The sequence below is a fragment of the Streptomyces polygonati genome (genome assembly GCF_042650325.1).
GTDB classification, from domain to species: Bacteria; Actinomycetota; Actinomycetes; order Streptomycetales; family Streptomycetaceae; genus Actinacidiphila; species Actinacidiphila polygonati.
The window spans coordinates 57,364-71,457 of the sequence record NZ_JBHSBB010000010.1 but is presented as its reverse complement, the minus strand read 5'-3'; the positions used below and the strand labels follow the sequence as shown (position 1 = coordinate 71,457).

Below are 14,094 nucleotides of genomic sequence, written 5' to 3'. Positions count from 1 at the left end.
CGGTCATCGGGAAGCGCGCGCACTGGTGCTTTCCCAGGGATGCGCACGACCGCCCGGACGGTAATATCGACGCGCTGTGCGCGGAACAGGAGTGATCCGTCACGACTCGCGACCCTCGCCGTCGCCCTCGCCGTCGCCGAGAAGCTGTCCGACGAGCTCGACCACGCCCTGCCGCCGAGCGAGGAGCAGCTCATCGCCGCCATCGGAACGGTACCCACATGACCGCGCGTCCCCGCGTCGCCTGCATCACCGTCGGCACCAACGAACTCACCTGGCTGGACCGCTGCTTCACGTCCCTGACCGCCAGTGACACCACCGGCTTCGACCTCGACGTCCATTTCGTCGACAACGCCTCGGCGGACGGCAGCGCAGAGCACGTGGCGCGGAACTACCCGGACATCCGCATCACCCGGAACAGCCGGAATCTCGGTTTCACCGGCGCCAACAACGTAGGGATCGAGCGGGCGCTGGCCGAAGGCGCCGACCATGTCTTCCTGGTCAACCCGGACACCTGGTCCCCGCCGGGACTGGTCCGCGGGCTGCTGGAGTTCGCCGAGAAGTGGCCCGAATACGGCGTCGTCGGCCCGATGCAGTACGGCTACGACGCGCAGAGCAGCGAACTCACCGAGTTCAACGACTGGTCGCGGACCGCGCTGTGGGCGGGTGAGCAGCACGTCTTCATCGGCGACGGGATCGCGCACCCGTCGCCGGCCGGAAGCGCGCACGGCCGGGCGCCGCGCACCTTCGAGCACGCCTACGTCCAGGGGGCGGCCTTCTTCGTCCGGGCCGCGCTGCTCCGCGAGATCGGCGCCTTCGATCCGACCTTCCACACGTACTACGAGGAGGTCGACCTGTGCCGCCGGGCCCGCTGGGCGGGCTACCGGGTGGCGCTGCTGCTCGACCTGGGAATCCAGCACTACGGCGGCGGGGGCGGCGGCACCGGCAGCGACTACACCCGGATCAATATGCGCCGCAACCGCTACTACTACCTGCTGACCGACCCCGACTGGGGTCCGCTGAAGACCGGCCGGCTGATGTCCAAGTGGCTGCTGGACGATCTGCGCGGGCACGGTGTCGGGGGCAGGACGACACCGCTCAACGGCACCCGCGAGACGGCCCAGGCGCTGTGGTGGCTGGCGGTCCGCGCCCGGGTGATCCGCGAACGCCGCTCCGGGCACCGGCGGTTGAGCGGCGGGTCGGCGTCGTGAGCGCCGCTCGGATCGCCGTCGCGGGGGAGTCCCGCTCGCAGGCCGGCTTCAGCCGGACGGTCGCGGTCCGTGGCGCGGCCGCCCCTGCCGCCCGCTGATGAGGATCGCGATGGTCAACATCCCGCTCCGGCTGCCCGCGGACGAGAGCCGCTGGATCACCGTGCCGCCGCAAGGCTATGGCGGCATCCAGTGGGTGGTCGCCCATCTCGTCGCCGGGCTGCTGGAGCTGGGGCACGAGGTCTTCCTGCTCGGCGCCCCCGGCAGTCCCGGCGACCACCCCGGGCTGACCGTGGTGCCCGTCGCGAAGCCCGAGGAGATGGTCTCCTGGCTGCGCACCGCCCGGGTCGACATGGTGCACGACCACAGCGACGGCAAGGTCGCCCCGGTGCCCGGGACCGGCTTCGTCAGCACCCACCATCTGACCACCCGCCCCGTCCACCGCTCCGGCTGCGTCTATCTCTCCCGGGCGCAGCGGGCGCACTGCGGCGGCGGGGACGCGGCGCCGGTCGTACCGATCCCGGTCGACCTGGGGCGCTATCCGTTCGCGCCGGTCAAGGAGGACTTCCTGCTGTTCCTCGGCCGGGTCTCACCGCACAAGGGAGCGCTGGAGGCGGCGGCGTTCGCCCGGGCGGCCGGCTCGCGGCTGGTACTGGCCGGGCCGTCCTGGGAGCCGGCGTACCTCGACCGGGTCCTGACGGAGTACGGCCAGGTGGTCGAGGTGGCGGGCGAGGTCGGCGGCGCGGAACGCGCCCGGCTGCTCGCCTCGGCGCGGGCGCTGATGGTGCTCTCGCAGCCGGCGGCCGGCCCGTGGGGCGGGATCTGGTGCGAGCCGGGCGCCACGGTGGTGTCCGAGGCGGCGGCCGGCGGAACGCCGGTACTGGCCACCGCCAACGGCTGCCTGCCCGAGATCGTGCCGCCGGTCGGCGCGCTGGTCGGCTACGGGACCGGCTTCGACCCGGCCGGGGCGAAGAAGTGCCTGGCGCAGCTGCCGTCTCCCGCCCGAGTGCGGGCCGAGGCCGCCGCGCGCTGGGACCACGTCGGGATCGCGGAGCGGTACGTCGGGATCTACCGGCGGGTGCTCGCGGGGGAGTCATGGACGTGAGCCCCCCGCGACAGGTCTTCGCGCAGGGCTCCCCGCACGGTGGCGCCGGCGTGCGGCGGCAGCGGTACGGCCGCCCGGGCGGCGCTTCCGGCGCGGTCCGGCGCCGGTCCCACTCCTCGCGGGGCCCGGGCAGGGCGGACGCGCGGCGAGCTTGACGCGACCGGGCGGGCGCCGACGAAGCTGTTGGTCGGTGGCGCCGTCCACGGCGGCCGGCCCCTCCCGCACCGGCGCTCCCCTCACCGCCGGCCGGATCCCCGGACGCGGCTCGCGGCGGTCGATTCGGCGGCGGTCGGTCCGGCGTCGCCCGGCGCGGCCGATGCGGTCGGCTCGGCCGACGCGGCCCGTTCGGTCCGTTCGGCCAGTTCCGCCAGCGACGACACGATCGCCACGGCCTCGCCCGGCCCCGGCGGCGCCGTCCGGATCGCGCGCCACCGCTCGTAGCCGGCCACCAGCTCCGGGTGGACCCCGGCCGGCGGCCGGTAGGCGGAGTCGCCCCGGATGAAGACCGCCCCGCAGCCGAGCGCGAGGGCCGGGCGGATGTCGTGGTCCACCCGGTTGCCGACCATCAGGACCTCGGCCGACCGCAGGCCCAGCCGGGCCCGGCCGAGGTCGAGCAGGCCCGGGTCCGGTTTGGCCACCCCGGTCAGCGAGTCCAGCAGGACGGCCCGGAGCACACCGGTGAGCCCCCAGCGGTCCAGCACGTCCAGGCATTCCGGCGGCTGATTGGCGACCACGACGGTCGGGAAGCGCGCCGCAATGTCCCGTACGGCCCGGCGGGCACCGGGGATCTCCTGCGCGATCTCGGCCCAGGCCGTCCTGACCGCCGCCCAGCTCTCGGCCGCGACCGGGTCCCAGTAGCCGGGCGCCCGCCACGGGCGGGTCGAGCCGTCCTGCCGGTAGAACCGCTCGATATGCCGCAGAAAGACATCGAGGGTGATTGCCGTATCGCCCGCCGACGCCCGGTCGAACATCTCCTGGAGCCAGGTCAGCTCGAATGGCTCGTCATAGTAGATGACACCTCCGACATCCAGCGCGATCCCGCTGAAACCCGGCATGTTGATCAGCTCCATTTCCGGCCCGAGCACGTGGGGCACAGCGAACGCGAGGTCATTCCCCGTTCTTTGCCGAGGTACGGCTGGATACCGCTCACCATCTCACCGGGGGCGTCTTCCGGGCAGCGTTCCTCGAACAGCCAAACGAGCCGTACCCCAGCAGGCAGGCTGAGGGCATGACAGATCTCGTGCACGACTTCAGGCGCGACGGCTTTGTCTGCGCCGGGCCCCTGTTCGAGGGCGATGTGGTGAGCCGGCTCAAGGACGGCGCGGCCGAGCTGATCAGGCGGTTCACCGAGGACGGCCAGCGGCTGCCCGACTACTGGAACTACGAGGTGGACGGCTCCCAGCGGCCGGTCCTCTACCGCGTCCACCAGCTGGAGAAGCAGGACTGGCCGGAGGCCGAACTCCTGCACCGCCCCGAACTCGCCAGGCTGGCCGCCGAGTTCATCGGCGACCCGGTCGTCCCGACCGCCTTCGCGCTGGTGCTGAAGGAGCCCGTCCGGGCCGGCGGTGTCCCCTGGCACCGCGACCGCAGCGATGTCGGCCCGGGCACGGTGTGCAACCTCAGTATCTGCCTGGACGACGCGACCCCGGACAACGGCTGCCTGGAAGGAGTGCCCGGCTCCCACCTGCTGCCGGACGACGTCGATGTGCTGGCGGTACGGGACGCGGGCCCCCGGGTGCCGATCCCGGTGTCGCGGGGGGACGTCGTCGTGCACGACGTGCGGCTGGTGCACGGTTCGGGCGGGAACCGGACGGACCGCTGGCGGCGCACGATCGTGATCGAGTTCGCCGACCCCGCGCTGCGGCTCGACGGGTGAGGCCGCTCCGACGAGAGCCCTTCGCGGTCTCCAACTGGGACGGCCACTACCGGTGATGGTGCCACCGGCCAGGGCCCCGCGCCCGCTCGCCCGGGTGCGGGGTCCGGTCAGAACCCCTCGTGGGAGAGGACACCCTGCTTGATCGCCCGCTGACGCCAGCCCAGCAGTTCGGCGTCGAGCGGCAGGGGCTCGACCCCGGGCGGTGCGGCGACCAGGATCTGCGACACCCGCCCGGCGAGCCGGACGTTCTGCACCGGATCGACGGTGTAGCCGCGCCGCCGCAGCTGCCCCGGCGTGTCCAGCTCCGCCTCGGCGATGAGGCACATCCGGCCGCGCGGGCCGAAGAGACGGGGCAGTTCGCGCCACAGCGGGTCGAGGCCGTCCGCGACCGCGCCGGCCGCGCCCACCGCGCGGTTCCACGGCGGATTGGTGACGATCTGGTCCACCGTGCCGGGCAGGACGGCGGACCGGGCGGCGTCCGCCCTGAGCAGCAGCAGCCGCGCGCCCGCCGAGGCGGCGTTCGCCCGGGTGTTGGCCAACCGGTCCCGGTCGAGGTCCGCGGCCACGACCCGGGCGGCCGGGTCGAGGAGCGCGAGTTCGATCGCGACGGTGCCGTCCCCGCAGAACGGGTCGAGCAGGGTGCCGCCCTCGGGCAGCCGGGCGATCCGGGCCAGCGCCGCGGCCATCGGCGGGTGCAGGGTGCCGGCGCCGGTGTGCTCCTTCCACGCCCTGCGGTGCAGCGGGCGCCCGGCGACGCGCAGCGCGGCCTGCAACTGCTCGCCGCGCAGGAACAGCCGGACGGTGAGCTCCGGCTGCGGGCCGCGCGGCTGACCGCCACCGGCGGCGGCCGGTGTGGCGGACGGGGTCCGCGACACATATCCCGGCCCCAGCACGCGACCCAGCGCGGCGCCCGCCGTGTCCTCCACCGCGTAACGGTTGTAGTTGCGCTTGCCGGCGAGACTGGCGACCACGTCGAAACGCGGTTTGCGCCCCAGCGGACGCAGTTCCCCCAGGCGCGAGACGGCGCCGGCCACATCGAGCCGGGCCAGGCGCGCGGGCAGTAGCCCCAGCGCGGCGCGGGTGTGGTCGAGGCCCGAGACGGTGCCGATGTCCAGGAACAGATCGTCCGCGGTGCGCAGCTCCAGCAGCCGGGGGGTGAGACGGGCAGCGGTGAAGGTGACCTCACGCTCGCCGAGGCGCACCTGCGAGGTGCCCTCCGTCCGGGCGACCTCGTCGGCCAGAATCCATTCGATGCCGCGCACACAGCGTGCGATGAGAGTGAGGGACATACGCCTGGGGGAAGCTTCCTTCGCGGGTGCGGGTGACTCGGCCAGCAGGCCAGCGTAGCAGGGGCGACCGCCGGGGCCGGGGCGCTGCCCGGGTCGGTACGATCGTCCGACGGCCCGGGACACGGCTGCCGGCCCCGGCCGTGAGGCCCCCGGCGTCCCCAGGCATCCCAGGCATCCCGGACATCCCACGAACGCGAGGAAGCGCAGGTGCCCTACCGTTTCGCCAAGGAGCGGACGGACGGTTCGGACTTCGCGTCCGGGTTCGTGCTCCAGTCGGCCCCCGGCTATCCCGCATTCCCGGCCCGGCTGGCCGTCGAGATCTTCCAGCGGGCGCGGTCGCACATCGAGGGCGACCGGCCGCTCACGCTGTGGGACCCCTGCTGCGGCAGCGGCCATCTGGCCACGGTGCTGGGATGGTTGGAGCGGCCCGCGCTGAGCCGGGTGATCTGCTCCGATGTCGATCCGGAGTCCGTCGGCCTGGCCCGCAAGAACCTGGCGCTGCTGACCCCGGAGGGCCTGGCCGCCCGGGAACGCGAGCGGCTGGAGCAGAGCGAGCGCTTCGCCAAGCCCGCCTACCGGGAGGCCGCCCGGGCCGCGCGCCGCCTGGCCGACCTGCTGACGGCGAACGGCGGCGGGCTGCCCTGGAGCGCGGACCCGGCCGATGTCTTCGATCCGCGGGCCCTGGCGGCGGTGGTGGCCGGCGCGTCCCCCGATGTGGTGCTCGCCGACCTCCCGTACGGGGAGCAGACCCACTGGGGCGGCGGCGTACCGGGGGAGCCGGTCGCCGCGATGCTGCGGTCGCTGGCCTCGGTGCTGCCGCCGCACGCGGTGCTGGCGATCGCCGACCGCGCCCGGAAGATCCCGGTGGCCCCGCTGCGGCCGCTGGAGAGACTGAAGATCGGCACGCGTTCGGTGGTGCTGGTACGGGCCGGGGACGTCACCCGCGCAGGACTCTGAGCGTCCGGCGCGGGGTGCGCGCACGCGGCTCCGGGGGGCGCGGGGCCGGACCCCGCGCCCCCCGGTCGGCCCGCTGCGGCCGCCGGACTCAGCGGTAGTTGACGAACTGCACCGGGAAGTCCAGGTCCTTGCCCTTGACCAGCGCGATCACGGCCTGGAGGTCGTCCCGGTTCTTGCTGCTGACCCGGAGTTCGTCCGACTGGACCTGGGCCTTGAGGCCCTTGGGGCCCTCATCGCGGATGATCTTCGCGAGCTTCTTGGCGTTCTCCTGGGAGATGCCCTCCTGGATGGAGGCGACGATCCGGTACTCCTTGCCGGACAGCTTCGGCTCCTCGGCCTGCAGGGCCTTGAGCGAGACGCCGCGCTTGACCAGCTTGCTCTGGAAGACGTCGAGGATCGCGTTGACCCGCGCCTCGGCGTTGGCGCGCAACTCGATCTTCTCGCCCGACCAGGCGATCGAGGCACCCACGTCCTTGAAGTCGTAGCGGCTCGCCAGCTCACGGGAGGTCTGGTCGATGGCGTTGTCGACCTCCTGCCGCTCGACCTTCGAAACGATGTCGAAACTGGAGTCGGCCATGCTTTCCTGCTCCTTGAACGAGGTGATGCGGTTCGGTTGCGGCGGCCGGCCACGGACCCGCCGGGGCCGCCGTGCGCCCAGCCTAGTGCTGTGGCCGGCCGCGAAGTTCGATGATCCGCCGTCAGCTCCGGACGGGTGGCCGGTTTGCGGGTGCCGGGCGCGCGTGGGAACCTGCAGCCTACGCGCCGACGCCGACCGCGATGCCCGGAAAACGTCGTGGAAGCCATCACACACGGGGGGACGGGTGCCGCCGGTCCGACGGATCACCTCGCGCAATGCCCGCTTCCAGCAGTGGCAGGCGCTGCTCGGGAACCGCAACAAGCGGCAGCGCGCCGGGGAGTTCCTCGTCCAGGGCGTACGGCCCATCTCGCTGGCGGTGCGCTACGGATGGCCGGTGCACGCGCTGATCTTCGACGCCCAGCGGAAGCTGTCGCGGTGGGCCGAGGAACTGCTGGACACGGTACGGACCGAGCACATCGCGATGGCCCCGGACATGCTGGCCGACCTCGGTGAGAAGAACGAGGCCGTGCCCGAGGTCGTCGCCGTGGTGGGGATGCCCGCCGACGACCTCGACCGGATCACGGTCCCGGACGACTTCCTCGGTGTGTTGTTCGACCGGCCGACCAGCCCGGGGAACATCGGCAGCATCATCCGCTCCGCCGACGCCTTCGGCGCGCACGGAATGATCGTGGCCGGCCACGCCGCCGACATCTACGACTCGAAGTCGGTCCGGGCCAGCACCGGTTCGCTGTTCGCCCTGCCCGCCGTCCGGATCCCCTCCCCGCGCGAGGCGACCGACTGGGTGGCGGCCCAGCGCGACAAGGGCAGGCCGATCGTGCTCGTCGGTACGGACGAGCACGGCGACTGCGACGTCTTCGACTTCGACTTCACCCAGCCGTCCCTGCTGCTCATCGGCCAGGAGACCAGCGGTCTGAGCTCCGCTTGGCGCGAGCTGTGCGATTACACCGTGAGCATCCCGATGACCGGCGCGGCCAGTTCCCTGAACGCCGCCAACGCCGCCACGGCGGTGCTCTACGAAGCCTCCCGGCAGCGGATCGCGGCCGCGCGACGCGCGGGCTGAGCGAGTCCTTCCCCTTTGGTCGACTTTTGGCCGACCTTTTGGCCGACCTTCGGCCGACTTTCGCCCGGCGCCGGGCGATCCCCCGCCGTACCCCCATCCCTGGCGCACCCCGGACGGGCGCCGGGCCGGACCCATGCCCCGGATTTATGGCGAGTCGGCCCTCATGGTGAGAGTCGACTTGCACAAAAGGTGATGGTTCTCTATCTTCATGAGAGTCAGCTCTTGCGAAGGGAACCTCATCATGACCGCCACGCCCCCTGCCACTGTCACCACCGGCACCACCCGTACCGTCGAACTCGCCGACGGACTGTCCCTCACCATCGGCGAGTACGGCGTCAACACCGACGGTGGCGCGGTGCTGCTGCTGCACGGCGGCGCCGGTCCCCGCACGATGCTCGGACTGGCCGCCGCGCTGTCGGAACACGTCTACGCGATCGTCCCGACCCACCCCGGCTTCGACGGCACACCCCGTCCGGAGCGGGCCGACACGATCGCCGACCTGGCCGTGGCCTATCTGGACCTGCTCGACTCCCTGGACCTGACCGGGGTGATGGTGATCGGCAACTCGATCGGCGGCTGGATCGCCGCCGAGATGGCGCTGCGCGACACCCGCGGCCGGATCGGCGCCCTGACCCTGCTCAACGCGGTCGGCATCCGGGCCGGCATCCAGGACGAGGTGGTCGACACCCGCACCTTGGCCCCCGCCGAGCTGAGCCGGCTGTCCTTCGCCAACGCGGCCTTCCGCCCCGACTTCGCGTCGTTCAGCGCCGAGCAGCGGACCGGGATGGCCGCCAACCAGAAGACCCTGGCGACGTACGCGGGCCCCGCCTTCACGCACGACCCGAAGCTGCGCGGCCGCCTGCACCGCGTCGGCGTTCCGGTGCTGGTCGTGTGGGGCGAGCAGGACGGCATAGCGCCGCTGGAGTACGGCCGGGTCTACGCCGGCGCCTTCCCCGACGGCCATTTCGTGCCGGTGGCCGAGGCCGGGCACTTCCCGCACATCGAGCAGCTGGGCCGCACCCTCGGGGCGATCGGCGACTTCGTCGACACCGTCGTGAAGCCCGCCCCGGCCGTCTGAACGGCCGGGTCCGCCCGCCGCGCCCCGGAGCCGCGCCGCGGTGCCCGGTCGCCCGGCCGTGCGGCGGCCCCCCTCGGGCGGCCGGTCAGGCGAAGTCGGTCGCCGGGGTGGTGCCGTAACGGCTCATCACCTCGGCGGTGGCCGCCGCGCTCGGGCCGGCCCCGGCGGCGAGGCTGTCCCGCAGCTCCCGGAAGTACTGGACGTACAGCTCGGGGGTGAAGGTGTTGATCATGACGACGGGCTGGTCACCGGGGTTGGCGAAGGTGTGCGGGACTCCGGGCGGCACCATCACCAGGGTGCCGGCCGGCGCGTCGTGGTCGGTGTGCCCGACGGTGAACGTGGCCGTGCCGGACACCACGTAGAAGCCCTCGTCGTGCCGTGCGTGCCGGTGCTGGGGCGGGCCCGCGCTGTGCGGGGCGAGGGTGATCTCGACCATGCCGAGGCGCTGCGCGGTGGTGGCGCCGTCCTCCAGGACGCGTATCCGGGCCGGGCCCAGCCTGATCACCTCGCCGCCGTCCGGGGTGACGATCGAGACGTCCTTCATGGTGGCTCCTTCGTGAGAGTTTACTCTCATGAGATTATGGTGCTTGCGTCATTCTGTGCAAGTGTCCTCTCGTCATGGGAGCGAACTCGCTACCGTTTGGTTGTCGACCGCCGCTGGGCCGCGGGGGAGAGGTGGACCGATGGAGTCGCAGAGCACGGCGGGCCGTGCCAATCAGAAGCTGCGGACGCGCACCGCGATCGTGCGGGCGGCGGCCGAGCTGAGCCGGACCGGCCGGGAGGTGACCATGCCGGAGGTGGCCAGGGCGGCCCTGGTCTCGGAGGCGACGGCCTACCGCTACTTCCCCGACCTGGTGAGCCTGCTGCGGGAGGCCGTCGTCGGGCAGCTGCCCACGCCGGAGGAGGCGCTGGAGCCGGTGGCCGGCTCCGACGATCCGGTGGAACGCGTCGCCGCCGTGACCGAGTTCCTGCTGCGCCACGTGCTGGCCCGGCAGGGCGTGGTCCGCGCCATGATCGCCGCCACCGTCATCCGCCCCGGCGACGCCGCCGCCCGCCCCGGCCTGCGCTTCGGCCTGATCGACCACGCGCTGAGCCCGCTCGCCGAGACCCTGGAGGCCGCGGACCCCGCCGCGCTGGCCCAGCTCAAACGGGACCTCGCGGTCGTCGTCAGCGCCGAGGCGCTCTTCGGGCTGACCGACCTGCACGGGCTGGACCCCCAGGACGCCATCACCAGCATCGTCCACACCGCGACCACCCTGACCCGGGCCGCGCTGCGCGAGCACGCCGCGACCGGCTATCCGGCGGCGCCGGGGGGCTCCGGATCGCCGGCCCGCTGAGCCGCCGCACCGGCAGGCGGCTCAGCGGGCGGACGGTCACGCCGTTCGCCAAAACCGATCGGTTTATCCGGTTGGGGGCGGATTAGACTGACGGTATGAGCGGATCATCCGGAGTTGACCGAGTAAGGGAGCGCATCGTCGAAACGGCCGGTGAGCTCTTCACCAGCCGCGGCATCAACGCCACCGGTGTGGACCTCATCTGCGAGTCGGCCGGTGTCTCGAAGCGCTCGATGTACCAGCGGTTCGCCAGCAAGGACGAGTTGGTGGCCGTGTACCTGGCGGACATGGTGGAGTCGCTGCGGAAGGAATACCTGCCGGACGACGAGGCCGTGCTGACTCCGGTGGAGCGGATCCTCGCGGTGTTCGCCGCCGCTCAGCGCGGGTCCCGCGACGAGTACTTCCGGGGCTGCCGGCTGCTCAACGCCTCCGCCGAACTGGCGGACCCGGAGCACCCCGGGAGGCTGATCGCGGCCGGCGGCAAGCTGGACATCCAGGCCTACTTCGCCGAACAGGCCGCCGAGGCCGGAGCCCGGGACCCCGGGGCGCTGGCCGAACACCTCGCGATCCTCTTCGACGGCGGCTTCTCGTACGCGCTGGTACGCCGTACGACGATGCCGATCGGCGTCCTGGCCGCGGCGAGGGCCCTGATCGAGACGCACCTCGCGGAAGTCCCGCCGCCGGCCGGTCGCTGACCCGGCCCGGAGGCCGCGGCGTCGGTCAGCGCGACGCGGCCGAGGAAGAGAACGCGGGGGAAGCCGCGTTCGGCGGGTTCAGATCGCGGTGGATGACGCGGGCGGCGGCCTCGATGGTGGTGACGCCGTCCTGCATGGCGGGATCGCCGGAGGACAGCACGGCGATCCCGTAGTCGTGTCCGCCGCCGGTGAAGGCGCCGATGCTGTGCACCCGCCAGCCGTCGGTCGCGCCCTCCAGCCAGCCGTTCTTGAGCTGGACCGTGGCCGTGGCGGGTGCGCCGGCCGGGACGCCCCAGCGCTGGTCGGGGACCACGCGGTTCATCAGGCCGAGGGCGTAGGCGCGCGCGTTCCGGTCCAGGACCGGGTTGTCCGAGGTGAGCAGGGACAGCAAGCGGAGTTCGTCCGCGGCGTTGATCCGCGTCTCCCCCCAGTGACCGTCCGGCGCGGGAACGGTGTGCGCCATGCCGGCCAGGGTCAGGAAGTGCTGGACGTTCTGGTGTCCGACCTGCTGCCACAGGGTGTCGGTGGCGGCGTTGTCGGATTTCGTGATCATGGCGGTGGTGAGGTCCACCTCGCGCGGTGTGAGCGCGCGGTGCTCCTCCATGGCCGTCCGCAGCAGCGTCCCGAGCACGGTGACCTTGACCACGCTCGCCGAGTCGAAGGACGCGCCCTCCCGGAAGGTGCACGAAGTCGCCGTGGGCCGGTCGTACAGCGCGAGCGCCGAGGAGCCCGGGCGGCCGCGCAGCGCCCCGGCGATGTCCTGCGACAGCCGCGCCGCCAGTCCCGGCTGCTGCGACGTACAAGTGACCTCGGCGCCACCGACCGGCGCGCTCGCGGTGCTCGGCGGGGCCGGAGCGGCGGCTACGAGTGCCACCGCCGCTGTCCCGGCGGCCACCAGCCCGGCCAGACCCTGCCGTACGCGGCGCGATACGTGCCTTCCGGGGTGCGTTCCGGGATGCGTTCCGGGCATGGGGATTCCGTCCTGCTCTGTCGTTGCCGTCATGGGTGCGGTCCGCTCGCGACCGGCCCGCGAGTCCGGCGCCGAAGCGGCCCGGTGGGAGTCGCGGGACCCGGGTCCATGCCGCGTACCGCCGCGCCGGGGGCCCCGATTGACCGCGACCCTACAGGTGCGGCGGGTGCGAACGATGCGGAGAAAGTGTCATATGTCGCTATTGATGGGTTTTCCTGGTGTGTGATGTTCATCAACCCATTCGTCGGGGCGCGGCGGAGAAGCCCGCAGGGCACCGCCGGTGCCGGCGGTGCCCTGCTGCCGGGGAGTGGTGCCGCGCCACTACAGGAGCCAGGGGTGGTGGCGGACGATGGGGAGGTGGGCCCAGTTGCGGCCGAGTCCCCAGGTGGTGCCGGCGGCGGCGAGTGCGAAGAGGATCATGGTGAGGGCGTAGATGAGGTGGTAGTCGACCAGGGGGTTGGAGGATCCGGTGGGGGCGCCGGTGGACAGGTGCTGGGCGGGGGGCCATTCGGCGGCCCACATCATGGCCATCAGGGCGGTGCCGGCGACGGCGGTGGGGCGCAGGGCGATGCCGGTGGTGAGGGCGGCGCCGATGCCGAGCAGGGCGAGCATGAACAGCCAGTCGGTCCAGCCCTGTCCCGCGATGGTGTGGAAGAAGGACTGGAGCGGGCCGGCCGCGACCCCGGACAGGAAGCCCCTGGTGGGTGAGCCGCCGTCGATCCAGCCCTTGCCGGTGCCGGTGGCGTAGTGCCAGCCGAAGGCCTTGTCGAGGAAGGCCCACAGGAAGATGAAGCCGGTGGCGATCCGCACGGCGGCCAGCGACCTGGCGACCAGCGAGGCGCTCGCACCGGCGGCGGCATCGGCGGGGGCTGCGGTCTCGCCCGTGCGGTCGGCGGCGGACTTGTGCCGGGTGGGGAGGCGGAACCCCGCGCGCTGCCCGGTGCTGTGCTCGTGAACGGCCATGACGACTCCCTGTTGGCTGGGCTGATGTTCGGTTACGGCATGAGCTTCCCGCCTGCGGGGCTGCCGGCGCTGGGGGCCGACGGCCCGCAGCGGGGGGCCGAACGGCCCTGCTCCCGGGCCCGGTCGAACCCGCCGCTATGCCTGCCGGGGCTCGCCGGGCATGCCGCGCGGGCCTCGCGGTGCCCTGAACGCGCCGCCGCCGGGGCTCCCTCGGTCCGGCCGGTGACGGCGGCCCGTCCCGTCGGGGCCGCGCGTCGCGACCGCGGCCCGGGCCGTGGGCGCGGGGACGAGGACGACGGGGCAGTGCGCGTGGTCCAGGAGCGCGCTGGTGACGCGACCCAGCCGCGGTCCCGGGCGGTCGCGCCGGTGGCGGGTGCCGATCACGATGGCGTCGGCGCCCGCGGTCGCGTCGACGACGGCCCGCGCCGACGTGCCGCGCAAAGCGGTCACGCGCAGCGCGACCTGCCGCCGGTCGGCGTCCGCGAAGGCATAACCGGCGCAGTCCGTCGCGTCGTCGTGCTCCAGCCCGAGCAGCACCTGGTGTTCCCCGCGCCCGGCGCCGTGCTGGGGGAGATCGCCCCGGACCACCAGCAGCGGCCCGAGCGTACGGGCGGCCATCCGCCTGCTCACCGAGCGGACCAGCAGCCCGGTGAACGGCCTCGCCGCGCGGTGCCCGACGACGGTGAGCGCGGCGTCCCTTCCCCGCTCGACCAGCACCTCCACCGGGTCGCCGACGGCGGCCTCGGTCCGTACGGTCAGGCCGGGATACCGCTGCCGGACCCGGGCCCCGGCGGCGGCCAGCACCGGACCGCCGATGTCCGGTTCCGGCACGCAGTACACGATCTCCAGCGGCGCCCTGCGGCGGAGCGCTTCCGCCGCTGCCACGTCCAACGCGCCGAACGCGACGGTCGAACCGTCCATTCCGACGACTACCGGTCGTCCAGTCATCCGCGTGCCTCTCACC

16 protein-coding genes are annotated in these 14,094 nt (G+C 73.1%); 9 read left to right on the top strand and 7 right to left on the bottom strand.

Annotated features, from left to right (window positions below):
• Window positions 1-39 precede the first annotated feature (39 nt).
• The 3 genes from ACFO3J_RS13025 to ACFO3J_RS13015 all read left to right on the top strand — a co-directional run bounded on the left by ACFO3J_RS13025 (window position 40) and on the right by ACFO3J_RS13015 (window position 2,310).
• Window positions 40-222 (top strand): hypothetical protein, encoded by a 183-nt coding sequence (locus tag ACFO3J_RS13025; RefSeq protein ID WP_386429338.1) that lies wholly within the window; start codon window positions 40-42, stop codon window positions 220-222.
• Window positions 219-1,208, top strand: coding sequence for a glycosyltransferase family 2 protein (locus tag ACFO3J_RS13020; RefSeq protein ID WP_386429336.1), 990 nt, complete (start codon window positions 219-221; stop codon window positions 1,206-1,208). Before ACFO3J_RS13025 ends, ACFO3J_RS13020 begins: the two co-directional genes overlap by 4 nt.
• A gap of 97 nt (window positions 1,209-1,305) precedes the next feature.
• Window positions 1,306-2,310: a glycosyltransferase gene (locus ACFO3J_RS13015; protein WP_386429334.1), complete on the top strand. Its 1,005-nt coding sequence runs from the start codon at window positions 1,306-1,308 to the stop codon at window positions 2,308-2,310.
• Between the two features lie 236 nt (window positions 2,311-2,546).
• On the opposite strand, the gene ACFO3J_RS13010 is transcribed toward ACFO3J_RS13015, so the two are convergent.
• Entirely contained in the window at window positions 2,547-3,365 is an 819-nt protein-coding gene (locus tag ACFO3J_RS13010; RefSeq protein ID WP_386429332.1) for an HAD family hydrolase, read from the bottom strand.
• A 173-nt stretch (window positions 3,366-3,538) separates the two neighbouring features.
• On the opposite strand from ACFO3J_RS13010, the gene ACFO3J_RS13005 reads away from it, so the two are divergent.
• The gene (locus ACFO3J_RS13005; protein WP_386429331.1) at window positions 3,539-4,186 is read left to right on the top strand and encodes a phytanoyl-CoA dioxygenase family protein; all 648 of its coding nucleotides are present in this window, start codon (window positions 3,539-3,541) and stop codon (window positions 4,184-4,186) included.
• 107 nt (window positions 4,187-4,293) lie between these two features.
• Here ACFO3J_RS13005 and ACFO3J_RS13000 read toward each other — a convergent pair whose 3' ends face one another.
• Window positions 4,294-5,475 (bottom strand): TRM11 family SAM-dependent methyltransferase, encoded by a 1,182-nt coding sequence (locus ACFO3J_RS13000; RefSeq protein WP_386429329.1) that lies wholly within the window; start codon window positions 5,473-5,475, stop codon window positions 4,294-4,296.
• A gap of 207 nt (window positions 5,476-5,682) precedes the next feature.
• On the opposite strand from ACFO3J_RS13000, the gene ACFO3J_RS12995 reads away from it, so the two are divergent.
• Complete coding sequence (locus ACFO3J_RS12995) at window positions 5,683-6,432, top strand: rRNA methyltransferase (protein ID WP_386429328.1); 750 nt, start codon at window positions 5,683-5,685, stop codon at window positions 6,430-6,432.
• 88 nt (window positions 6,433-6,520) lie between these two features.
• Here ACFO3J_RS12995 and ACFO3J_RS12990 read toward each other — a convergent pair whose 3' ends face one another.
• Window positions 6,521-7,009, bottom strand: coding sequence for a YajQ family cyclic di-GMP-binding protein (locus ACFO3J_RS12990; RefSeq protein ID WP_386429326.1), 489 nt, complete (start codon window positions 7,007-7,009; stop codon window positions 6,521-6,523).
• 244 nt (window positions 7,010-7,253) lie between these two features.
• Here ACFO3J_RS12990 and ACFO3J_RS12985 point away from each other — a divergent pair, with 244 nt between their 5' ends.
• Complete coding sequence (locus ACFO3J_RS12985) at window positions 7,254-8,090, top strand: RNA methyltransferase (protein WP_386429324.1); 837 nt, start codon at window positions 7,254-7,256, stop codon at window positions 8,088-8,090.
• 241 nt (window positions 8,091-8,331) lie between these two features.
• Window positions 8,332-9,168, top strand: a complete 837-nt coding sequence (locus ACFO3J_RS12980) for an alpha/beta fold hydrolase (protein WP_386429322.1) — start codon at window positions 8,332-8,334, stop codon at window positions 9,166-9,168.
• 85 nt (window positions 9,169-9,253) lie between these two features.
• On the opposite strand, the gene ACFO3J_RS12975 is transcribed toward ACFO3J_RS12980, so the two are convergent.
• Window positions 9,254-9,712 carry a cupin domain-containing protein gene (locus tag ACFO3J_RS12975; RefSeq protein ID WP_386429320.1) on the bottom strand — a complete coding sequence of 153 codons (459 nt, stop codon included), beginning with the start codon at window positions 9,710-9,712 and terminating at the stop codon, window positions 9,254-9,256.
• A 139-nt stretch (window positions 9,713-9,851) separates the two neighbouring features.
• Between ACFO3J_RS12975 and ACFO3J_RS12970 the strand changes: the two genes are divergently transcribed.
• Together ACFO3J_RS12970 and ACFO3J_RS12965 are read left to right on the top strand one after the other, a co-directional pair.
• Entirely contained in the window at window positions 9,852-10,505 is a 654-nt protein-coding gene (locus tag ACFO3J_RS12970; protein ID WP_386429318.1) for a TetR/AcrR family transcriptional regulator, read from the top strand.
• 95 nt (window positions 10,506-10,600) lie between these two features.
• Window positions 10,601-11,197 (top strand): TetR/AcrR family transcriptional regulator, encoded by a 597-nt coding sequence (locus tag ACFO3J_RS12965; RefSeq protein WP_386429316.1) that lies wholly within the window; start codon window positions 10,601-10,603, stop codon window positions 11,195-11,197.
• A 25-nt stretch (window positions 11,198-11,222) separates the two neighbouring features.
• Here the strand turns inward: ACFO3J_RS12965 and ACFO3J_RS12960 are convergent, their stop codons facing one another.
• From ACFO3J_RS12960 to ACFO3J_RS12950, 3 genes are all read right to left on the bottom strand, one after another.
• Complete coding sequence (locus ACFO3J_RS12960) at window positions 11,223-12,167, bottom strand: serine hydrolase (RefSeq protein ID WP_386429314.1); 945 nt, start codon at window positions 12,165-12,167, stop codon at window positions 11,223-11,225.
• 321 nt (window positions 12,168-12,488) lie between these two features.
• Window positions 12,489-13,130, bottom strand: coding sequence for a hypothetical protein (locus ACFO3J_RS12955; RefSeq protein ID WP_386429312.1), 642 nt, complete (start codon window positions 13,128-13,130; stop codon window positions 12,489-12,491).
• Window positions 13,131-13,265: 135 nt separating this feature from the next.
• A complete protein-coding gene (locus tag ACFO3J_RS12950) occupies window positions 13,266-14,078 on the bottom strand; it encodes a universal stress protein (RefSeq protein ID WP_386429310.1) in 813 nt (270 codons plus the stop codon).
• Window positions 14,079-14,094: the final 16 nt, after the last annotated feature.